This window comes from Bacillus cereus group sp. BfR-BA-01522 (genome assembly GCF_022662635.1).
GTDB classification, from domain to species: domain Bacteria; phylum Bacillota; class Bacilli; order Bacillales; family Bacillaceae_G; genus Bacillus_A; species Bacillus_A cytotoxicus.
This window is the reverse complement of record NZ_JAKUDY010000005.1, coordinates 25,229-47,579: the sequence shown is the minus strand read 5'-3', so window position 1 is coordinate 47,579 and position 22,351 is coordinate 25,229. Positions and strand designations below refer to the sequence as shown.

Here is a 22,351-nt window from a genome sequence, read left to right as displayed (position 1 = left end):
TAGATTGTTCTAGTGGGCGGTTCGTAGTCTCTCAAGTAGAGAAGGTGAACCGCCCGGTAGAACGGGTGATATAAATGATAAGGAGGCGTTACAATGGAGCCAAATGTTAATGCGCAAGACGTAAGTGGGAAAAAGCCATCATTATTCGGAATGATTACATCTCCGAGCGTACAGTTTGAACGAATGAAAACGAAGAGCCCGGTTTGGGGAGCATTCTTTCTTTTCGTTATCATAACGGCGATTATAGCTAGTATTACTACGTACCAAGCGATGAATAATCCAGAAGCATTGGCAAATATTCCAGATCCAGAAGTGGCTAAAATGGCAGGGTATTTTAGTATTGGAATTGGAGTTATCGGCGGATTAATTGGTACAATATTTTGGTTTTTTGTTGTAGCAGGGATTTATAAAATTATTATGATGTTTATGGGCAACGATACACCGTATATGAAGGTATTATCTATTTACTTATATACGTATACTATTACAATTTTAGGAGCTATTGTAAATCTTATTTTAAAATTGATAATTGGCGGCTCTGCAGAAACTTCTTACACGAGTTTAGCACCTTTATTTGAACCAGGTACGTATCTTCATGGTGCTGCTTCAGCTTTTGAAGTTTTCAGTATTTGGGGATTAGTTGTCATGGGATTAGGTTTACAAATTGTAGCAGGATTAAGCAAGAAACAAGCAACAACGATTATTGTAATCTTCTTTATCCTTTCTGTTGCATTTAGTAGTTTAAGTGGTATTGCTTCTAGCTTCTCTAACTTAGGTCAATAAGATCATGAAAGCGGCTCTTTTTAGGGTCGTTTTTTATTTGCACGTATTTCATATAGCAGCATGGAAATTTCAAATTTAGCTTGCTTAAATTTGAAATTTGCGAGATAGAATTTGAAATAACCTGCCATGAAATTCTCTTTCTCTTTTTATATTGTAAAAGTACCGCGGAATAACAAAAAGGTATACCTTTTAGAAATGGGTATGAGATGAAGCCGGTCACTTTTACTGAGGCAGTTACTTTGTATGAGAAAATGATTAAAAATCAAATGAAGCGGCTCTGCTTATATAAGGATTATGAGGAGTTTTATCAGTGCGGTTTAATAGGATTATGGATGGCATATGAAAGATATGAGGAAGAGAAAGGAAGTTTTTCGAATTATGCATTTGTGACAGTGCGTGGGTATTTGCTAGAGAAATTAAAGAAGGAGAATCGATTTCAAACATATCACACTTGTTTTGAACAAGAGCATTTCGAACATGTATGTGGAGTAGTAGAGGTATCATCGGAAGTTCACGAGTATATGAGTGTGTTAAATGAACGGGAAAAGCATGTGATTACCGAATCTTTTTTTATGGGAAAGAGCATTGATGAAATTGCAGGAGAGATGGGATTAACATACTATCAAGTGAGGTGGATATATCGGCAAGCGTTCAAAAAGATGCGTACTGGAGCGTAGTGGTCAGAAAGTGGAGGCAGGTTAAACAGACTGACTCCACTTTCGTATTATTCTAAAAATCATTATGAAAATCTTCAAGCATCATTTGAGCTAAAAGATTACCAGCCTTTCTCCATTGTAGTTTCATTTGATAAGCACTAATAGAGAGGGTGATATTGTCTCCATTGCAAAAATATACGATAGCTCGGTTGTTATCATCTTTTTCTATATATGCAATGTTTTTATAAAATAACCATGTACAGTCCCAAGTATGAGGAGAATGAGTAGGAATGGCACAGATGAAACGACGATGATCAATAGGAATGGGTGTATTTTGATATAATTTCCATTTTGCAACGATTGCTTTTCGTCTACCCTCATATGTAGAATAATTATGTGAGATAATGAGTTCCTTTATGATTTCAAACGGTGTTTTTGGTGAGTAAAAAATTTCATCCGTAGTATGGATTTGAGTTTGAAAAAAAAGATCTCTATGTGGTAACAGCATCATTATCATATTTGAAATAGTATGAATTTTCGCTATCTCCAACAATGGAAGACCTCCTTTTAAATTAAGATGGCTTACAAATTTTATAATAAAGGCCAAATATAAAAATAGATTTAAAATAATGTAAAAAATTGTAAAGTTATAGATATTTTTAGAGGATTTCTTCTATAATCCTTTTTATAATTTGCATCGCTTGGACATATATATGAGAATAGAAAGTGTTAGGCGGGTGATAAAAGTATGAAAAAGAAATATATCATTGCGGCTCTCGTTGTTCTTTTGTTTATTTATTTAGCTAATAGTAACCCGAGCAAAGGAGAATATACAGAGTGGGCAGCAAAGCAATTCATGAATCGAAATGATATTAGTAAAAAGCTTACAGAAGTTGAAAAAGAGGACCCGGATGGGTTACTCGGGGAACTTGCAACAATCGGTAAGAAATTAGCGAACAAATATGTACAACCTCAAGTAGGAGTGTTAATTGATCATTATACAAAGCGAAATGATTATTTGTTCTTCTCAACGTATACAACGGAGTTCACGCTTGGAAAGGAACAGTATAAATATGTTTCGGTTGGATTTTCCCATATTTTCATTCCAATTGAAATGCCGAAGAAAAAAGACGAAGCCGCAGCGTAAGGCAGCTTCGTCTTTTTTGTATTAAGGAGCAATATTTACTTCTGTTACTGTCTTTTCAACAAGTCGTGCTCCTTTTTTTTGTGCGTTTTCTCCAAGTGATAAGAAAATGGAAGAAGCAAGAATCGTATCCATCACTTGACTAATGGTTTGCTCATTGACAGGCGTAACGGGATTATCGAGGGAGAAAACAACTGTTTTCCCATCTTCTTTCGAAAAAATTAATTCTAGCGTTTGCATAAGTTATACCTCCTTTATAAGTTTGAAAGATCAGTTGTGCTGACAACTTGTACAGCGTGAAGTTTTAATTCTTGTAAGGAAGAAAGCGCGCGTGCAACGTCATGTACTTTTTCTAAATCAGCGTTTGGCTTAACTTGTTTTAACTGTTTGTTTTTAAATACTGTTTTTCCATTTTTGTCTAGACCAGCGTTTAGAACAAGTCGTAAAGTTAAATCCGTTACAATTGTTTCCACTGCCATGTTCTCACCCCCTTTTCACCATATATATAGGAGGGAATAGTAAGATTTTGGCGTGAATTTTTTTATTTTTTTTGGTACGCTTAGGAGAAAGAGAGAGGAGTTTCAAAAATGAAAAGAAAGTGGTTATTTTGGATTCCCGTTTTCTTATGGATGGGAATTATTTTTTATTCTTCAGCACAGCCGTATAAGAAGCAAGATATGCGTTCAGATATTGAGCAGTACGTGAATGTAGAATTTGTGAAAGAGAAATTTTCATGGGTATCGATTGATTATGGTGGAGGAACCCCGGTTAGTATTGTCAACAAAGGAGTCGGTGGCTTTATTGAATTTTTCCTTCGCAAAGGTGCCCATTTTATGGTTTTCTTTATGCTTGGTGTATTGACATATTACGCGCTTTATCGCTCTGGTTATTCAAGGAAGCGATCGTTTCTTTTTGCGCTACTTTTTGTTGCTGGTTATGCAACATTTGATGAGATTCATCAGTGGTTTACAGGAGATCGTACACCGATGTGGCAAGATTCCTTGTTAGATACATGCGGCGGATTGACAGGTATTCTGATTAGCAATTGGTTTTGGCATAGAAAAAGGAGCTCATCCCATTAAGGATGGCTCCTTTTTCTGTTTTATACGCCAAGAAGTGTTTTCAGTTCGTCTGTAGATAGCTCTGTTATCCAGTTATCGCTTGTGATAACTGCATTGTTGAGCGATTGTTTACGTTCAAGCATTTCATCAATTTTTTCTTCCAGTGTTCCTGTTGTGATCAGTTTATGCACATGGACGAATCGTTTTTGACCGATGCGATAAGCTCGGTCTGTTGCTTGATTTTCTACAGCTGGATTCCACCAGCGATCATAGTGAATGACATGGTTAGCTGCCGTTAAGTTTAGCCCTGTCCCCCCAGCTTTTAAGGATAGAATAAAGATATCATATGTTCTATTTTGGAATTGTTCAATCATTTTATCGCGCTCTTTCTTTGGTACACTTCCATTTAAGTAAAGAACGCGCTGACCAAATGTTTTTTCTAATACAGTCTGTAACATGTGCCCCATTCTGATATATTGTGTGAAAATAAGGCAACTTTCATTTTGGTTCTTTATATTTTCAATCAAATCCATTAATGTTTGCATTTTCATGGAACGCTGTACAATATCTTTTGGTACATCTTCTTTTAAATAGAGAGCAGGATGATTACAAATTTGTTTTAATTTATTTAGCATAAGTAGAATAAAGCCACGTCTTTCAATTCCATTTAAGTTTTCTACATTTTTTAATGTATCTTGTACAAGTTGTTCGTATAGTGATGCTTGCTCACCAGTTAACGGACAGTATGCTTTTTGTTCTTGTTTATCCGGTAAGTTCAATGCGACTGTTTGATCTTGTTTTGTACGACGCAGTAAGAATGGTGAAATGAATCGCTGTACTTGCTGAATTTTAGCTTCATCTCGATCCTTTTCAATCGGTGTAACGAAGCGGCGCTGGAATTGTCCAAGACTTCCAAGGTACCCATGATTTAAAAAGTCAAAGATCGACCATAGCTCAGCAAGACGATTCTCCATTGGTGTTCCTGTTAACGCAATTTTATGGTTTGCCTTTAATTTGCGAACTGCTTTTGATTGCTTCGTATGTGGATTCTTAATATTTTGTGCTTCATCTAAAATAATAGAATCCCAGCATAATGTGCTTAATTCTTCTTCATCAAGTTGCGATAGTGCATAAGAAGTTAGTACAACATCTGCACCTTGTAGAAATTCCTTAAAAGCCTCTCCTTTTGCGCGATTGCTACCATAATGTAATATGACTTTTAAATGGGGAGCGAATCGCTCGAATTCTTTCTGCCAATTCCCAAGAACAGATGTTGGCGCAACAATTAAAGCTGGACCTGTTTGAAGCTTGTTTTCTTTTACATAGAGTAAGTAAGTGATTGTTTGGATGCTTTTTCCAAGTCCCATATCATCTGCCAATAATGCTCCAAATCCAAGCTCGCGTAAATATAATAGCCAACTAACACCATGTTCTTGATACGGGCGCAGTGTTGCCTGTAAGGAGGATGGTATTTTGATTTTCGGAATGTCACCGATATGCAGCAATTTTTGGAAAAGCTCTTCATAATAATCATCTAGCTCAATTTCAATATCAGCAAATGGACTCTCTTCTTGAGTCGTTTCTATTTCGGCTGAACGAGATAAGTGCTGCTGCAACACATCTTTCATTTCCAGTCCGTATTTGTCCGCATGCTTCATCAGTTTTTTTACTTCTTCAATAAAGGCAGGATCAAGCCTCATCCATTGTCCATTTAAATTGAACAGCCGTTTGTTTTGCTCGACAAGTTCAAAAAATTCGCTTTCTGAAAGATCAATTCCTTGTGTAGAAACACGCCAATCAAAATTCATGAGTGTGTTCATACCAAAGAATGATTGTGTTTGCACCGTATTTTGCTTTAATTGGATGCGCAGTTTTGGTTTCGTTACTTTTAAATTTTGCCACCAAGATGGTAATAAAATGGTAACACCAGCGGCTAATAATTCATTACTTGCTTCCGTTAAAAAGTTCCAAGCCTCTGTTTCATAGAGTTCATCTCGAAAATGGTCCTCTTCTTTCAGCCATGGAACGAGCTTGCTGAATCCTTCCTGCATTTCTTTAATTCGGTTCTCATAGCCCTGCCATCTCTTTGGCAATGAATGAGAGTCCGTATAGATATAGATGCGATGTGCTCCGCGTTTTGGCGCAAGAATCGTTTCCAATTTCCACATTTCCAATTCATCATGTGGCTCTTGTAGACGAAGACCGATTGTGAAGGGAAGATCGTCTTCCATATAACCAATTTTGCGGAGCCAGTCTTCTTCATGAAGTGCTGTCTCTAGTTGTTTTTTGGAAAACTCATAATGCTCATATAATCGCTTCGCATTTTTCCATCCGTCTCCTGAACGCGTATCTTGCAAAATACTTTCATTAACAGCTTCGGAGAATAAGGTTGCTAGCGTACGATCTTCAATAGAGTGTTTCTCTACCTTCCATGCTGGATAATGAGACCATCGCTCTATATCAGGGAGGAAGTCCCCGGCTACAAAAGCATCCCATAGTTCTTTTGCCTCTGGCGTTAGCAGGGTAGTTGGCCCATTCCATTGCAGATTGGCAAAGGTGTTCATCGGTTTATTTGCAATGTATTCAAATGCCTGAAGGCTCGTTAAGATAAATCCAGGTCGTCCGTCATGGATTGCTTCTTTTAAAAAAGTACCGTAAAAGGAGGTGGAGTGCCATGTAAAGGCATGTTGTCTCCAAGCCATCTCAGGTAATGGATGCCCGGTTTCATTCTCTCCCCAGAGGAACCAACCTTGATTGACATATTGGAGCCGAATTGTTACTTCAATTTGTTTGATCATCGATTAATTTTCCTTTCCGTAATTCCTCTTGTAGGGCGCGTAAGCGTGAATGTAAATTAGCAATTTGAATGATGAAGGCATTCCATTCATCTGTTCGCTTTAGACGTTTATATAGCATGCGTAATTTTTTTAAATAGCGAACAGCGCGGCGATAAGACTTTCGATTTCGTTCCTCAATTGCTTGTACTGTAGCAAGATGATAAAGAGGGAGCGCTGCTTCAGGTGCTTCTTTTTCAATTTCTTTTAGCGGCTCCTTCAATACTTCAATCGCTTCAAGGCCATGCAGGAGATGCAATTCCGTCCATGTGTGATACTGTTTTTTTGCCAATGCATATTGTTCATAATTCGCGAAGCTGTACGGTAATAAATCTTGCAAAATCATTTCCAACCCAGCTTGTTCATTCATTTGTGTCGCATATGTTTCATACATCATGACAAATAAACGAACGATATCTTCCACAAAAATCGTATCGGCTTGATCTTGTATTGTTTTTTTCACTTGTTTATATGTGAAAGATAACCAATTTTTTGCACGATCCCATTGCATCGTACTTAGCAATTCTTCTAGCCAATCAAAATAAAGACTAACGACGAATGCGGGTTGTTTCTCTAATCGTTCCATCGCTCCTTCATCATTTCGCTTTAGAAAGAGTAGGTGTGAAGATGCGAGTGCTTTTGAGAGCGGGTGCATCTTTGTATCAATTCGTTTCTTTTCTTCCTCAAGGAGAAGGTTCTCTGTTAAGAGTTCTCCCCATATATGACGGTAAATAAAGAATCTTTCTTGTGTATAGGAGTCTGCTGAGAAGAACATGGTATGTACGAGCCGAGCCGTTTCCTGCAAGATGGGTTCACATTCAGCAGGTGCAGGTTCTGATTTGAAATCTCGTACAATGGACTCCACTTTATCTACAAATAGATGAATTACGTTAATGGGTTGATGATAAGAATAGATTTTTTTTGTTTCAAACTCCTTGACTTCTTCTAATAGTTTTTGAAAAGAATATAACGCGCCGTGCAGTTTATATAACTCATGGATCGCAACAACGCGCGGTGCTTTCCGCTCCAATTTCATGTAAAAATCTGTAAAAATACTCATTAGAAAATACATTTGTTTATAAGTAAGACGCGCCTGCTCTTTCTTAAATGTCTCATATTCAGAGTCAAAGTATGAATACCAACTTGTATAATCCGTTTCTGCAAAAGAGGAGGATTGTAGCAGTTGTCGAGCCGTTCGAATTGGTGTTTGCGATGGTTTTGTTTTATTTTTAAATAATTTTAATACATCGCCCACTTTTCCAAAACTAGAAGCAGCTGATAATAAGACGGCAAGCATATGCTCGCATTGTGTAGGTGCAAAACAATCGCAATAACTGTTTGATACATTGCGAATGGGAATGTGAACGCTATATATGTTGCTATCAGTCTCTACCGTCCCTGATAGCGTATACCCATCAAAATCCACATTATAGACAACACCGCTGCGATATAAATGACGAGCGTTCGCAACATGTTCTTGATCAGCCGCCTGCTGCGGATCTAATCCTTGAACAAATTCATTTGCAATCATCATAATCTCATCTTTCGTAATTGAATGTTGCAGCATAATTTTCCTCCGTACAAAAATTTTCGTTCCTCTACCATTATAAACAAAAATGTAGGAAAACAGAAAAAAAGGAATTACAGAAGACTTATTAACGATAGATGTCCGTAATGTAGAAAGGAAAAGTGCTACGAAGTATAAAGTAACGACGTATGAGGAATATCATATTCGTTATGGTGATGGGTCAGTGAAGTTTAAAAGCTTTAGTAATGACCATATGGTTACGGTAAATGAAGATGGAAAACTACTATATCATTCACTTGTAGCAAATAATCCGTTAAAGTCTGAGGAAATTGCTGGTCCGACGCATTCACTAGAAAAGAAACTATCTCGTTAACGGGATAGTTTCTTTTTGTAAGATTGATTTTAGGATAATACGGCTTGTACATAAGGATCTTGTAGAATTTTGTTAATGAATGGAAGCATGTCTGTTCGGAAGGGAATATCGATTGGAAATGGTTTTTGTGACCCGGGCTTAACACCATATTGAATCATTTTGTAATGTGTCTTTTCATCATGCTTTAGTATAAGTAATTTATAGCGGTTATCATCTTGTTCAATCGAGAAATCAATAGAGGTTGCATCGTATGTCATATCATCATCTTTATATAGGTAAGACTTTGGAGTTCCAATCCAGTCTATTTTTGCTTGTAAGTTCATGTTTTTACCTCCTTACTGTCATTATAGAAAAATAAAAGCCAGCTCTCAAATATAAGAGAACTGACTTATGATTTAGCAGTTATTGATTATTTTAAAATTTTTACTTTTACCGTTTTACGTCCCCATTTGTTAGCAGCGCTATCTGAACCAACTAGAACGTCGATACGGTTACCTTTAATTGCACCGCCAGTATCACCAGCGATTGCTTCTCCATAACCTTCTACCCATACTTTTGATCCTAATGGAATCACTTTTGGGTCAACAGCAATCATTTTCATATTTGGATTTGCTGTTAGGTCATGACCCATTGCAGTTAATACACGACCACCATATGTGCCGCCGTTTTCACTTGGATGAGCTGTATATGCTGTCGCTACAACCGTTAATTCACGGCCGCCAGCAGGCGCACTTGTAGCAGCTGCTTTCACTTGCATGACAGGTTTTGCTTGTGCAGCTGATTTAGCAGGAGCTTGTGTTTCTTGTTTTTCTACTACAGGAACTACAGGAGCTTCACCTGTTAAGAAAGGAACATGAACATAAGCTGTTTTCCCGTTATATTCAAATTGTAACCATCCATTTTGTACTTGGTTCGTTGTTTCGATTTTATCATCTTTCTTTAACGTACCAAGAATTTCTGAATTTGTGTTTGCTTCTGCACGTACATTTAATACGTTAGCAGTTACATAGTAGATGCTTTTTGTGAACTCTGCACTTACGAATACGTCTTTACCATTGAATTTAATTTGTGACCATCCGTTTTCTGTATTTATAACATCTAGTTTATGACCATTTAATACTTTTCCTACAACTTTTGATTCCGTAGTTGGGTTTTCTCGTACATTTAGTACGTCTGTTGTTACAACAGTTTCTGCACTAGCAGAAGTAGTGAAAATCCCAAGACCAAAAACTGCTGCTGTTGCTATACCAATTAATTTTTTCATGATAGCCTCCATTGCGTTTGTTTTCGTGTCCTCATTATAGCAACAGATTTTTTTAGAATTGGGGAAATCATAGAATTACAAACCATTCGTAAAGAACCATTAACAATTTGTAACATAGCAAAAAAAGATAGAAAGCGTTTTTCATGCCTTATTTTTAAGTAGTTTACATTATATATTCCTCATTTTTAATATAGTATCTATTTTTCGGTAGAGATAAAAATATTACGAAGACATTACATAAGTTTTACTAATGGGTTACATTCCTTGAGTATTTTACTAATTTATGACTAAAATAGTTATATAAACATAAATATTTTATGTGTAGATTTAAAAATACGTAATATATCCTAACAAAAAACCGCATAATTGTTACAAAAAGAAAGAGTGAACATCCATGCATTTTCTCTTTTTTTACAACTGTAACACATCTTTTTTAGGGAAATAGATCCCTTCCGCATTTATCTCGCATCATTTGACATTGTAATCTTCACCTTTTGCTTTTCAAGGAAGTAAAAAGATGATTTGAGAAGATACAAATTGTCTATAAGAATTCTAATTGGTGGCCATTATTTTACACATTTGTAGAAAGATACCGGCAGTATTGTTGTAATTTATCCGATTTAACACATTGGAATTCGTGTCATTTTACACAACGAAAGAAACCTACGAAGGGGGATTTGATGAGGAAACTGACGAAAACATTTATTGTTTCATTGGTATTATGTCTTGCATTTACGATTTGGGGGATTATTCCTGAATCAGTGATTGGAAAAGGAAGTTTAGGAAATGTCACAACTGCTATTCAGCATGTGTTAGTTAGTAAGTTTGGTTGGTTTTATATTATTTCTGTTTCTATTTTCCTAGGGATTTCTATCTTTTTAATCGTTTCAAAATACGGTTCAATTCGTTTAGGGAAAGATGATGATGAACCTGATTATAGTTATTTAACATGGTTTGCCATGTTATTTAGTGCTGGTATGGGGATTGGACTGATTTTCTGGGGCGTTGCGGAACCATTAAATCATTTATATGCACCACCATATGGAGAAAGTGCTACAGAACAAAGTGCCCGTCTGGCACTGCGCTTCTCATTTTTCCATTGGGGATTACATCCTTGGGGACTATATGCACTTGTAGCGCTTTGTATTGCGTATTTTACATTCCGAAAAGGAAAGCCAAGTACAATTAGTGCGACCGTAGGCTCTTTATTTAAGAGTGGAGAACATGGGCGCGTTGCACATATATTTGATGTATTAGCTGTTTTTGCAACAGTGTTTGGTGTTGCAACTTCGTTAGGACTTGGTGCACAACAAATCGCGGGCGGTATTGGGTATTTAACGCCGATACCGAATTCATTAACAACACAACTCGTGATTATTGGTGCTGTAACAATTCTGTTTATGTTATCTGCTCAAACAGGATTGGATAAAGGGATTAAATATTTAAGTAATACGAATATTATTTTAGCCTTTGCACTAATGGTAATTCTATTATTTGCAGGTCCAACGAATTTTATTATGAACTATTTCACTTCGACAATTGGGGCTTACATTCAGGAGTTACCAAGCATGAGTTTTCGATTAAGTCCATTAGATAAAAGCGGAAATCAATGGATTCAATCATGGACAATTTTCTATTGGGCATGGTGGATTGCATGGTCACCATTCGTTGGGACGTTTATTGCTCGTGTATCGCGCGGACGTACAATTCGAGAGTTTGTAATTGGTGTACTGCTCGTTCCAACATTAATTGGGGCACTTTGGTTCTCTGTTTTTGGTGGTACTGGTATTCATATGGAATTATTTGACCATGCAAATATTTATGAACAAATTAAAGAGATGGGAACAGAAATTGGATTATTCGCTGTGTTCGATCATATGGGAAGTATCGGTCCTCTGTTATCAGTACTTGCAATTCTCTTGATTTCAACGTTCTTTATTACATCGGCGGATTCTGCGACATTTGTTCTTGGTATGCTAACGACACACGGTAGTTTGAATCCACCAAATCGCATTAAGTTGATTTGGGGTATTGTTCAAGCGGCGTTAGCAGCAATTTTACTTTATGTCGGTGGTTTAGCTGCATTACAGACAGCTTCTATTATCGCAGCATTTCCATTTGCATTTGTTATCTTCTTTATGGTAGCTTCGTTATTTAAAGAGCTACAAAAAGAAGGGCGGCATCGCCAACGTAAATGATCGGAAAAAGGGGCTATCCCAAAAGGGAGTGTCACATAGTCGAAAATTCGACTTATGGGACAGCTCCTTTTTTTACGCAAAATAATATTGCTCGGCTAAAAATTTTTATATTTTTTCACATGATTTTCATAAGTTATTCATATTTTTGACAAAAAATTGTCAGAAATATGTTGTCACTTTTCTATATATATGCTATATTATTTATTGTAAGCGATTTCAATAAAGTTTTAAGTGTATTCAAGGGGGACAACTAGAATAATGAAACGTTACGAAAGAAAGTGGAAGCATATTTGTTTGAAACGTGTAGCACATCGTAATGTGCAAGAAAGCACGGAACCAAAGACTCAAGTAGTGAAAGAACAACAAGACAAGCAGTTGGTTTTACAAAAATAGCAGTCACTTTTTCGTATATAAATGAAAGTAAATCGTTCGTTGGGGGATGGACGTGAAACTTACTTTCGGCTAAGGGGTATTTGTCCGATATATAGACGTTTAGTCAAAAAATAAACACAGAGCATACGGCGCTCTGTGTTTATTTTTTAATCAAACGTTTGTTTAAATAGGACTACTTCTCTTTTTTGAATCGAACCGTTTTATCCCAACCGATGACTTGTTTTTTACTTTTTGCACGCAAATAAAGAATGAGGCTGCGAATAAATAAGTAAGTAAAGAGTTGGGCATAGGTAAAGTACATAATGATACTAATGAAAATATTAATTGGTGTAAATGTTCTTTCAACACTTTGTGAACTAAATAGTTGGGCAGTATACGTAATATATGCGACATACCACATAAATAGTAATGGAATGGTATAGTGAATGTGAAATAGACCGAGTAATCCTACAATGAACCAAATATTCGAGATAATGAGAAATAACCAAAAGACAAGGTAAACGAGTACCTGCTGTAAGGAATGGACAAGCAACTTTCCTTTAAAGAAATGGAATGAAGAAAATATTTTTTCCAAAATGTATAAGTTTCCTTGTAGCCAGCGTGTTCGTTGTTTAATCAAAATTTTTAAGTGCTCTGGTTCTTGTTCCCAAGTAACAGATTCAGGGACGATTGGTAATACATAGCCTTGTTGCGTAATTCGTAATGTCAGTTCTGCATCTTCCGCAATTGCATATGGATCATAGCCACCGAGTTCTTCTAAAGCAGACCGACGAAGAAGCATATTTGTCCCGGTAAGAGAACCGGTTTGAAATAACAGCCAGCGTCCGGATTGCATGAGAAGCTGGAAAATTTGAAATTCTAGTGAAATCATTCGTGTTAACCAATTTCGTTTCTCATTTATCGTTCGAACATGTCCAACTGCACCAACTGCGTTCTCGGTTGTTTCAGCGTATTCTACAAGCATTCGCAATGCATGTGGTTCAGGCTGATTGTCAGCATCATATACACAAAAATATTTACCATTCGAAATGCTAAGGCCATAATTTAATACGCGTGATTTCCCTTTTGGTTCGCCTGGAGGAACGCGGATGTGACGAATATGAGCATAATCCCTATCGAATGCATCTCCAATTTCGGGTGTTTCGTCCTGTGAGTTATCATTTAATAGATAAATGGTGAGTTGACCTGGATATTCAATCTTGACCATTGCTTCTAGTGTATCTTTCATAACGATCCCTTCGTTATGTGCTGGAATGAAAATATCGACACTCGGATAATGGTCCAATACACGTTCTTTCTTCTTTCTATTTCGATGAATCAGCCCTGCAATCGTTAATAATGAATAATAAGCAAGTAGGGCTGAAAATAAGAAAGCAGTACAAATTAAAACATATTTAATAGAGAAGACGATGCTAATTAAAAAGACAAGTATGCAAAATAAGAGAAAGAATAGGAAAATAATGAGTGTCATCATAAGGGACTAGACTCCTGTCCATTTACTTGCTTTTGTGTGATTTGAATTTGTTGTATTGCATCGTCTGTTAACGATTCTTTCATTTTCGGATATAGTCGATTCATGACAATTTCAGCGCCAGCTATATCTGTATTTTGAAGTAAAGTTACTAAAGTATGATGATCATATTTTCCCACAAGGTCAAAATCACGTCGTACAGTAGAAAGTAATAAAGAAGCTATACGATCCATAACACTTTTCTTTGTATGTTTACTAAAAGAGATGAAATCGAAATAGATAATTATTCCTGTTTCGCTGCGACGTTTCATGGCAGCAATTAACAAAGTTTGACGTCTTTCAAATTCTGTTCTTGTTAGGAGTTTTGATTCACCGATGTACTGTTCTAATACCTGTATTCGTTCGGTTAAATTTTTATTTTCCAGAATCACTTGTTTTAACATATAAGTTGAAATATATACAAAGAAGAAGTTAGCTACCGTAAGGAAATGCGTAATCATATACTTCAATTGTAGGGATGTGCTCCATAAATAAACCCATGACTGATAGAATAAATAAAATACAGAAAGAATCGTCCCAAGTATAAAGAGTACAAAAGCCTGTTTGTCTGGTATAAATAAAAACAGTATGTGAACGAGGACATAGGAAATTGTAAAGAGTATAGCGTGTTTATATGCTGTTATATATATGGTTGTAAAATAAAATAAAATTTGTACAATCCAAAGTAGTAATACTTTTATAGAGTTATATTTCATTTGATTCCCCCTCAGGCTCGTATTTGTAGTATGCACAGTTTTATAAGAATGAATCACATTTTTTTATTTATATATACGAATGTTAAGTATGTCGTTATTTTGGAAGTTTTTAGGTGGAAGAGGAGTGCACGAATCAAAAACAAAAGCCCATTCCAATGATTTGGAATGGGCTTTTCATTTTATAAGAACATCATACCTGCAACTGCTGCGTTTAAGAAGTTCGCTAATGTACCAGCGATCACTGCTTTAATCCCTAATTGTGCAATTTGTTTTCGGCGCGTTGGAGCAAGTGTTCCTGTTACACCTAATTGAATTGCAATAGAAGAGAAGTTTGCAAAACCACAGATTGCAAATGTTAAGATCATAACGGTCTTATCAGAGAGCTCTGACATATGTGGTCCTAGACTTGCATAAGCAACGAATTCGTTAATGGCAAGTTTCTGACCGATGAAACCAGCTGCTTGTACAGCTTCGTTTGGTGAAATCCCGATTAAGATAGCGAATGGTGATAATAAATAGCCAAAGATTAAATCTAGGCTTAATTTAATATGGAACAAAGAACCAACCCATCCTAATAGGCCGTTCAGTACAGCAATTAATGCGATGAAAGCCATTAACATTGCCGCTACGTTAATTACGAGGTGCATCCCTTCAGATGCACCTCGTGCAGCTGCATCAATAACGTTTGCATCTTCACGTTCGGTAGAAAGCTTTACGTTGTTATCTGGTGTTTCTGTTTCCGGCATTATTAATTTTGCAATTAATAAACTTGAAGGTGCTGCCATGATTGCCGCTGCTAATAAATGCTCAAGCGAAATTCCCATAGCTGCATAGCCGACAAGAACGGATCCAGCAACCGCTGTCATACCGCTTACCATAACGGCAAAGAATTCACTATTTGTTAAGCGTGCTAAGTACGGTTTAATTAAAATTGGTGCTTCTGTTTGTCCTAAGAAAACAGTTGTTACAGCATTTAAACTTTCGGCTTTAGAAGTTCCGAGAAGTTTACTTAATGCACCACCAACGATACTTACAAATTTTTGCATAATACCAAAGTAATATAAAATGGCTACTAATGAACTAATAAATACAATTGGAAGTAGTGCTTGAATTACGAATACAAATCCCCAAGGGCCTTTTGTATTTACTAAGTCACCAGCGACAAATTTAATCCCCTCATAAGAAAAGTTAATTAGACCCTGGACGCCATCAGAAGCGATCTTTAATCCAGCTTTTCCAGCATCCCATCGTAATACGATGAAGGAAAATGTAATTTGTAGTGCTAGCGCAATTAAGATTGTGCGCCAATTAATAGCTTTGCGATTGGAAGATAATAAAAATGCGATTGCTAATACTCCAATCACACCGCCAATTCCCCATAAAAAATTCATGCAGTGTAAATCTCCTTTCTCATAGTAAAAAAAAGTATAAATAACGGATGTCTATACTGCTAGAAACATAACATCTTAAGTAACTTACCATACCGGGCTTCTGAGGTCAAACATCCATATAAAAGTTTAAATAAAAAGAAAATTCATTAAGAAAACACATATAAACAGGATGAAGGAGAAATAGGTTATATCTATTCGGGAGGAGATATGTATTATGGTAACGTTATAAAATATTTTTATAGAATATAGTGTATGAAATGAAGAGGAAGTAACATATTTTAAAACAAAAAAGAGCCTTCTAGCAATCTAGAAGGCTCTGAAACTATCAATTAAGGTGCTTTCGTGTAACCTAAGAAATGATTCTTCCAATAAGAGTTACTTAATGAAGCAACAGCTACACCGTTATCTCCAGCTTGGATAAATGATCCGCCCCCAAGGTAAATACCCATGTGGGAAGGACCTGATTTATAAGTGTTTTGGAAATAAATTAAGTCGCCTGGCTGTGGATTTGAAGTCTTTGGTAGGCTGCTCCAATATCCTGCCACACTTTGACGGCTAATGTTATGACCAAATTTCTTATATACATGGAAAATATAACCGCTACAATCCACACCATTAGCAGAAGTTCCGCCCCATACGTATGGAACACCTGCCATCGATTTTGCATATGCAAGGATCGATGAGTTATTACCACTATTATTTGTATTGGTATTGTTTTGCATGTTAGATGGTGTGTTAGGTTTTGTTTCTACAGCACCACCAACTGGTGTTTTAGATAAGAAGCGAGTTCCGATATAACCAGTTTGTCCGTTATAGTTAATTTTACTCCAACCAGAGTTTTCAGAAAGCACTTGAACCTTATGGCCGTGAGGAAGAGCACCGATAATTCGGTAGTTTGTACCTTCGCCGCTACGTACATTGAGGGCGGAGGCATTTACATAATAATCTCCAATCGCTCCCTGCGTTTGAGGTGCTTGTTGTTTAGGTTGTTCTGGCTGAGCGGTTCCGCCCTTAACAAATTTTACAAATTCACTACTCACATACCCGGTTTGACCTTGGTGATTAATTTTAAACCAACCATTTTCGCTACCAATTACGTGTAATGTTTGTCCGTTTAATACACCACCGATTACGCTATGGTATGTAGCTGGACCCGTACGAACGCGTAAAGATGTTGCATTTACAACGTAAGTTCCGCCAGTTTGTACAGTTACATGATTACCATTTTGATATTTTGGCTCTTCTTGACTTCCTTGAATTACATTGTCGTTAGAGCCACCTTTTGTTACATAGTCTTTACTAATGTAAGCTGATTGTCCTGCATAGTTAATTTTAAACCAATCTTGAACTTCACCAACAACTTGTACAACTTGTCCTTTACGAACAGATCCTAAAATAGTGTGAGAAGTGCTAGGCCCTGTACGAACGCGAAGAGAAGATACGTTTACCGTATAGTTTCCGCTTGCTGGTTGTACAGTTGCAGAATTACTATTGTTATTTGCAGAGTTAGCGCTTGCAGAAGCACCAGATACAAATTGGCTGCTTACGTAACCAGTTTGTCCATTATGGTTAATTTTAAGCCAGCCATTCTCTTGACCGATTACGTGTAATGTTTGCCCTTCGTACACACGACCTATAATAGAACTAGAAGTGCTAGGACTTGTACGTACACGCAATACATCAGCAGTTACTTTGTTGTTTCCACCTGTGCTTACATTTGTTTTTGCTGCACCGCCTTGTGAAACGAACTCACCGCTAACATAACCAGTTTTTCCATTTAAGTTAATTTTGAACCAACCATTTTCTTGACCAATAACATTTAACTTCTGCCCATTGTATACGCGAGAGATAATCTGATGAGAAGTACCAGAACCTGAACGAACGTGTAATACATCAGCAGTTACAGTGTAACTTGAACCATTTGATGTTGCGACTTGAACGGATTGTGTAGCAGGCTTTTGTGGAGTTTGCTCTGGGGCAGCTTGAACACTATCAAGTGTTGGAGCTGCTCCTCCTGCTACAGACACCGCCGCAAGACCGGCAAGATATTTTTTCATGTTTTGTCGATTCCTTTCTGTCTGTAGTATAGTGAAGAAATATTTACCAACTGTTAAAAATTCTAAAAGGCATGTCGATTACTGTCAAGACTTATGAAGGAATCTGAATATGACAAAAAGGTTACAAAACAGAAATAAAGATAGATTCTTCACACTGATTTTTACTTAAAATACATATATTTGAAAAAACGAACGAAATATTATTCGTATTTATGGAAAAGAAATGTCAGAAGTTGTGAAGCTCTGTACGAACGATTTTTGTAATAATTTCGTAATTGGCCCCACATGTCCATTTTGAATTGCGGTTCCATCAAGATGCGTCATCGGTAAAATTTCTATCGTGGTTCCTGTAAAAAAACATTCATCTGCATGATAGACATCGCGAATACTAAATAGCTCCTCTTGTACAGGAATCTTTAATTTATTTGCTAAAGATAGCGTATATTGGCGTACAATTCCATTTAAGATTAAATGATTCGCGGGGTGTGTATAAAGAGTACCATTTTTTATGAGAAAGAAATTGGAGTGACTTCCTTCTGTAACGATACCGTTTCGAACGAGAAGAGCTTCTTTGCAACCTTTACGTTCTGCTTTTGTATAGGCTAATACGTTCGGTAATAAATTAAGGGATTTAATATCGCAACGTAACCAGCGCACATCTGGTTCTGATATCGCGCGTACTCCATATTCAATCCATAGGGAAGGGCGTTCTTTTTTCGAGATATAAGCATAGATTGTTGGAGGTAAATCAAAGGAAAATGCATGTGCACGTGCTTGAATACCGCGGGAAACTTGTAGATAAATCGTCCCATCTTCGTGAAAGTGATTCTTTTCGATTAATTTGTAAAGTAATACAATGAGCTCCGCTTTCGAAAAGGGGAGTGATAATTCAATTTCTTCCATTGAGCGATAGAGCCTTGTTAAATGCGGCTCCAATAAATGAAAGTTTCCTTTATAGAGCCGAATTACTTCATAGACACCATCGCCAAATTGTAATCCGCGTTCTTCTAAATCTATGTATGGATTTTGTTTGTGTGCATCAATAATTCTCTCGTTCCACAGTATAAATCTTTCATATGCCAAATTACATCCCATCCTTTCCAAACCACATACGTGATGAGTTGTGTTTCTCATCCTGTATAGTAAATGTTATGAAATATATTTGTATGTTGTGATTTAGGATTGACCAATATTTTATATAAGCGAGTATTATTATTGTATTTTGTATATACAAATTCGAAAATGAGAAATAAGAATCCTGCTTTTGAAATAAAAAAAGCAACATTCATAAGGAATGTTGCCAAGGAGGGTAGTTATATTTCATAGGGACATTGTCTTATTAAAGGCTCGGTGAGTGACAAAGCACAATGCCTTTTCCAGACAATTAGTGTCACTTCTGTAACACTAGAAAGTTGTGAACAAAATTCCAGTCATTTCTCATGGGGATGTATTGAACAAAATACGAGAGAAGAGAATGGTTTGGAATGTTGTTTGCAAATTCAATTATAAAGATGTTTCGTGAATTTAATGTAAATATTTAGTGAAGATTATGTAATTTCAGCATAAAAAAAGAGCTGAGATTACTCAGCCCCTTTTTTGTCTTCTTTAATAATTGTTTTTACTTCACCTGTTTTAATTTTGTTGCTTTCTGAGAAGCGAAGTAAGTCTCCTTCGATGAGTTGATCGGACATGCGAAGTTCATTTTGCGCACGATCAATTAACGCTTGAGATTCTTCTTTTGGTAATTGTACAACTTCGCCTGTCATACGGTCGTAGAATGTATTGTTTGCATACATATATTTATCTGTAACGAAACTACCATCGCGGAGAACAACGAATCCTTTATAATCTGGTGAGAATACGTCATGACCAAAGCGTACATCATTACTTGAGTCAACACCAAGTAAATTTAGAATGGTTGGTTTAATGTCGATTTCACCAGTTGGTTTTGAGATTGTTTTACCTTCTTTTTGACCTGGAACGTGAATAAACATTGGTGTCTTTTGTAAGTTCATATGGTCAAATGTTGTAATTTCTTCTTTTCCTAAGAACTGTGCCATAGCACGGTTATGGTTTTCAGAAATACCATAGTGGTCACCGTAGAATACAATAACAGAATTGTCATAAATGCCTTCTGCTTTTAGACGTTCAATAAAATGTTTCATTGCTTCGTCTAAGTAGCGAGCTGTTACCATATAGCGGTCAAATACTCCATCCCCAGAGTTGTAAGGTTCAATTAATTTCGTATCTTCATCATATGTGAATGGGTAATGGTTTGTTAATGTTAGGAAGCGAGTATAGAATGGTTGCTTCACTTGCTTTAACATATCAATAGATTGATCAAAGTATTCAATATCCTTTAATCCCCAGTTTAATTTCGTTTCTGGTGTAATCTTATAATCAAGTTCGTTGTAGTAACGATCGTATCCTAATGCTGGATACATTATGTTACGGTTCCAGAATGTTGCATTGTTTGCATGGAATACAGCTGTGTAATATCCTTGCTGACGTAGAATTTCTGGAGTTGCTGTAAATTCATTGTTACCGTGTGTGAAGAATACAGCACCGCGATCAAGTGGATACAATGATGTATCTACTAAAAATTCAGCATCTGATGTTTTTCCTTGCCCAGTTTGATGGAAGAAGTTATCAAAGTAATAACTTTCTTTTATAAATTGGTTTAAAAATGGTGTAACTTCTTGATCGTTTACTTTTGCCCCAATTAAAAACGTTTGTAAGGATTCAAGAGAGACAACGATTACGTTTTTCCCTTTTGCAATCCCAAACATGTTTGGATCCGGTTTGCTTTGTGTTGTTTTCACGTAGTTTTCTGTTTCTTGCAGTTTGCTACCATCAGCGAATGCTTTTTGTGAACTTGATTTTGCTTGTAACCCAAGGTCATACACTTGGTGAGCATATAAACCTAAGTTTTTAACAAGCATAACGCGGTCAAATGAGCGTGTTAATAACTCTGGACGTTCTGTTTCTGCTAGACCTAAGTTTGCAAAGAAAATGGCAATCGTTGATACAAAATATAAAGAACGCATTGGTCGTGATACACGTTCCGTTTTTGCGAAACCTTGCTTTTTCTTAAGCAGAACGAAGAAAATTACAATGTCAACAAAAGCAACGATGATTTTGTAGTTAAGAAGTTCTTTTACACTGGACCCTAACTGTCCGAAGTTAGACGTTTGTCCAAGAACTGGTAAAGTAACAAAGTCGTTATAAAATCCATAAAACATTACGTTACCAACTAGAATGATTGTTAACACAAAATCAATTCCAAGTGCTATATAGTTGCGTTTCTTTCCCTTTACAAATAATGCAAGACCTACAAGCAGTAATGATGCTGCTAGTGGGCTAATAAACAAGATAAACTCTTGCATGAAAGATTCAAGTTTCAAATCAAAACTTGTACGTGTAATGATGTAAGTTTTTAGCCATACAGCTAAAGCAACAAACAAAGTAAAACGTACATTATGAAATTGTGATTTTAAAGATTCCTTCATCCATTCCACCCTTTCTCTATCAGGCTTGGTCGATTTTGGAGCGAAAAATGCTAAAATAAAAAATACATAGTTTCTTTTGCTATGAGCAGTATTTTCTATTTACTCATATACGACTTTAACTATGCATACCCTTTTTGGTTTCTTTGGTTAAATCATAAGTATAACGTCATTTTTGTATTATACAACAAAATTCAATTCTGAGAAACACTATAACATTTGACATTTTTTTGTATTTTTATTGTGACTGCCAAAAAAACTTTAACATTGGTTTATATGTTCGTCAACTAGAAAATATAACAAAGGTAAAAGGGATGTTAAGAGAAATTTAACATTTTATATTGAGAAATATAAGGGAAGACATACTATGTAATCTAGTAGAAAATGATTATATGAGAACAAGCATATGAAAGTAACTAGAACACTTGTTCTTTTGAGGTTTGTCTGTTAAAATACAATTTGATTGGTAAAATCTATGTATATGCGATAAATGTTTTGCAATGCAAGAAGATTGTTCTTTGGAAGCATAACAAGATATGGAGGCTTTTATATGGAAAGAAAATTTTCAGTGGAAGCATTTTGGAAGAAAATAAAACATGTAGCCAAACAAGCAGGTCAATCTGTCATTTATGCAAGTTTATTGCTGTTTTACGTGTTGCAAAGGCAAGATGTTCCAAAACGAGTGAAGGCTACAATTATTGGAGCGCTTGCTTATTTTATTGCGCCGATTGATGCGATTCCTGATTTCATAGCTGGCATTGGTTATACGGATGATTTAGGTGCATTAACGGCCGCATTATTGCAGGCATCCATGTATGTAGATGAAGATGTAAAGGAAAAAGCAAAAATGAAATTAGCCAATTGGTTTGGTTCAGGCATAGATACATCGTTTATCGATCAACATTTCAATCAATAGGTAAGAATTGTCCTGTACTTA

At 36.3% G+C, this 22,351-nt stretch carries 20 protein-coding genes and 1 pseudogene; 8 read left to right on the top strand and 13 right to left on the bottom strand.

What is annotated here, in order from left to right; translation table 11 throughout:
- The first annotated feature begins 93 nt into the window (after nucleotides 1-93).
- Nucleotides 94-783: a YknW family membrane protein gene (gene yknW / locus MR059_RS09105; RefSeq protein ID WP_012096230.1), complete on the top strand. Its 690-nt coding sequence runs from the start codon at nucleotides 94-96 to the stop codon at nucleotides 781-783.
- 206 nt (nucleotides 784-989) lie between these two features.
- Complete coding sequence (locus MR059_RS09100) at nucleotides 990-1,460, top strand: sigma-70 family RNA polymerase sigma factor (protein WP_012096229.1); 471 nt, start codon at nucleotides 990-992, stop codon at nucleotides 1,458-1,460.
- 52 nt (nucleotides 1,461-1,512) lie between these two features.
- Here MR059_RS09100 and MR059_RS09095 read toward each other — a convergent pair whose 3' ends face one another.
- Complete coding sequence (locus tag MR059_RS09095) at nucleotides 1,513-1,989, bottom strand: competence protein ComK (protein WP_235436430.1); 477 nt, start codon at nucleotides 1,987-1,989, stop codon at nucleotides 1,513-1,515.
- Between the two features lie 198 nt (nucleotides 1,990-2,187).
- On the opposite strand from MR059_RS09095, the gene MR059_RS09090 reads away from it, so the two are divergent.
- Nucleotides 2,188-2,586, top strand: a complete 399-nt coding sequence (locus MR059_RS09090) for a DUF4359 domain-containing protein (protein ID WP_012096227.1) — start codon at nucleotides 2,188-2,190, stop codon at nucleotides 2,584-2,586.
- Between the two features lie 21 nt (nucleotides 2,587-2,607).
- Here MR059_RS09090 and MR059_RS09085 read toward each other — a convergent pair whose 3' ends face one another.
- Nucleotides 2,608-2,823 (bottom strand): DUF2922 domain-containing protein, encoded by a 216-nt coding sequence (locus MR059_RS09085; protein WP_012096226.1) that lies wholly within the window; start codon nucleotides 2,821-2,823, stop codon nucleotides 2,608-2,610.
- Nucleotides 2,824-2,837: 14 nt separating this feature from the next.
- The gene (locus tag MR059_RS09080) at nucleotides 2,838-3,062 is read right to left on the bottom strand and encodes a DUF1659 domain-containing protein (protein WP_012096225.1); all 225 of its coding nucleotides are present in this window, start codon (nucleotides 3,060-3,062) and stop codon (nucleotides 2,838-2,840) included.
- A 108-nt stretch (nucleotides 3,063-3,170) separates the two neighbouring features.
- On the opposite strand from MR059_RS09080, the gene MR059_RS09075 reads away from it, so the two are divergent.
- Nucleotides 3,171-3,665: a VanZ family protein gene (locus tag MR059_RS09075; protein ID WP_242161728.1), complete on the top strand. Its 495-nt coding sequence runs from the start codon at nucleotides 3,171-3,173 to the stop codon at nucleotides 3,663-3,665.
- Nucleotides 3,666-3,685: 20 nt separating this feature from the next.
- Here MR059_RS09075 and MR059_RS09070 read toward each other — a convergent pair whose 3' ends face one another.
- Both MR059_RS09070 and MR059_RS09065 read right to left on the bottom strand, forming a co-directional pair.
- Nucleotides 3,686-6,442, bottom strand: coding sequence for a DEAD/DEAH box helicase (locus MR059_RS09070; RefSeq protein ID WP_242161727.1), 2,757 nt, complete (start codon nucleotides 6,440-6,442; stop codon nucleotides 3,686-3,688).
- Entirely contained in the window at nucleotides 6,426-8,045 is a 1,620-nt protein-coding gene (locus MR059_RS09065) for an SWIM zinc finger family protein (RefSeq protein WP_012096222.1), read from the bottom strand. Before MR059_RS09065 ends, MR059_RS09070 begins: the two co-directional genes overlap by 17 nt.
- A 64-nt stretch (nucleotides 8,046-8,109) precedes the next feature.
- Here MR059_RS09065 and MR059_RS09060 point away from each other — a divergent pair.
- Nucleotides 8,110-8,379: pseudogene (locus MR059_RS09060) on the top strand (TcaA NTF2-like domain-containing protein); the annotation flags it as partial.
- 29 nt (nucleotides 8,380-8,408) lie between these two features.
- On the opposite strand, the gene MR059_RS09055 reads toward MR059_RS09060, so the two are convergent.
- Entirely contained in the window at nucleotides 8,409-8,702 is a 294-nt protein-coding gene (locus MR059_RS09055; RefSeq protein WP_012096221.1) for a DUF3910 family protein, read from the bottom strand.
- 86 nt (nucleotides 8,703-8,788) lie between these two features.
- Nucleotides 8,789-9,643 (bottom strand): cell wall-binding protein EntA, encoded by an 855-nt coding sequence (locus tag MR059_RS09050; RefSeq protein ID WP_012096220.1) that lies wholly within the window; start codon nucleotides 9,641-9,643, stop codon nucleotides 8,789-8,791.
- 680 nt (nucleotides 9,644-10,323) lie between these two features.
- Here MR059_RS09050 and opuD point away from each other — a divergent pair.
- Nucleotides 10,324-11,841 carry a glycine betaine transporter OpuD gene (opuD, locus tag MR059_RS09045; RefSeq protein ID WP_012096219.1) on the top strand — a complete coding sequence of 506 codons (1,518 nt, stop codon included), beginning with the start codon at nucleotides 10,324-10,326 and terminating at the stop codon, nucleotides 11,839-11,841.
- Between the two features lie 258 nt (nucleotides 11,842-12,099).
- A complete protein-coding gene (locus MR059_RS21795; protein WP_087095574.1) occupies nucleotides 12,100-12,234 on the top strand; it encodes a hypothetical protein in 135 nt (44 codons plus the stop codon).
- A gap of 172 nt (nucleotides 12,235-12,406) precedes the next feature.
- Here MR059_RS21795 and MR059_RS09040 read toward each other — a convergent pair whose 3' ends face one another.
- From MR059_RS09040 to MR059_RS09015, 6 genes are all read right to left on the bottom strand, one after another.
- A complete protein-coding gene (locus MR059_RS09040) occupies nucleotides 12,407-13,708 on the bottom strand; it encodes a glycosyltransferase family 2 protein (RefSeq protein WP_012096218.1) in 1,302 nt (433 codons plus the stop codon).
- Nucleotides 13,705-14,460, bottom strand: a complete 756-nt coding sequence (locus MR059_RS09035; protein ID WP_012096217.1) for a hypothetical protein — start codon at nucleotides 14,458-14,460, stop codon at nucleotides 13,705-13,707. Before MR059_RS09035 ends, MR059_RS09040 begins: the two co-directional genes overlap by 4 nt.
- A gap of 179 nt (nucleotides 14,461-14,639) precedes the next feature.
- Nucleotides 14,640-15,851 carry a NupC/NupG family nucleoside CNT transporter gene (locus MR059_RS09030; protein WP_012096216.1) on the bottom strand — a complete coding sequence of 404 codons (1,212 nt, stop codon included), beginning with the start codon at nucleotides 15,849-15,851 and terminating at the stop codon, nucleotides 14,640-14,642.
- A gap of 329 nt (nucleotides 15,852-16,180) precedes the next feature.
- Complete coding sequence (locus MR059_RS09025; protein ID WP_012096215.1) at nucleotides 16,181-17,908, bottom strand: C40 family peptidase; 1,728 nt, start codon at nucleotides 17,906-17,908, stop codon at nucleotides 16,181-16,183.
- 210 nt (nucleotides 17,909-18,118) lie between these two features.
- A complete protein-coding gene (locus MR059_RS09020; RefSeq protein WP_081428416.1) occupies nucleotides 18,119-19,003 on the bottom strand; it encodes a D-amino-acid transaminase in 885 nt (294 codons plus the stop codon).
- A gap of 485 nt (nucleotides 19,004-19,488) precedes the next feature.
- Entirely contained in the window at nucleotides 19,489-21,417 is a 1,929-nt protein-coding gene (locus tag MR059_RS09015) for an LTA synthase family protein (RefSeq protein ID WP_012096213.1), read from the bottom strand.
- A 547-nt stretch (nucleotides 21,418-21,964) separates the two neighbouring features.
- Between MR059_RS09015 and MR059_RS09010 the strand changes: the two genes are divergently transcribed.
- Complete coding sequence (locus MR059_RS09010; protein WP_012096212.1) at nucleotides 21,965-22,330, top strand: YkvA family protein; 366 nt, start codon at nucleotides 21,965-21,967, stop codon at nucleotides 22,328-22,330.
- Nucleotides 22,331-22,351: the final 21 nt, after the last annotated feature.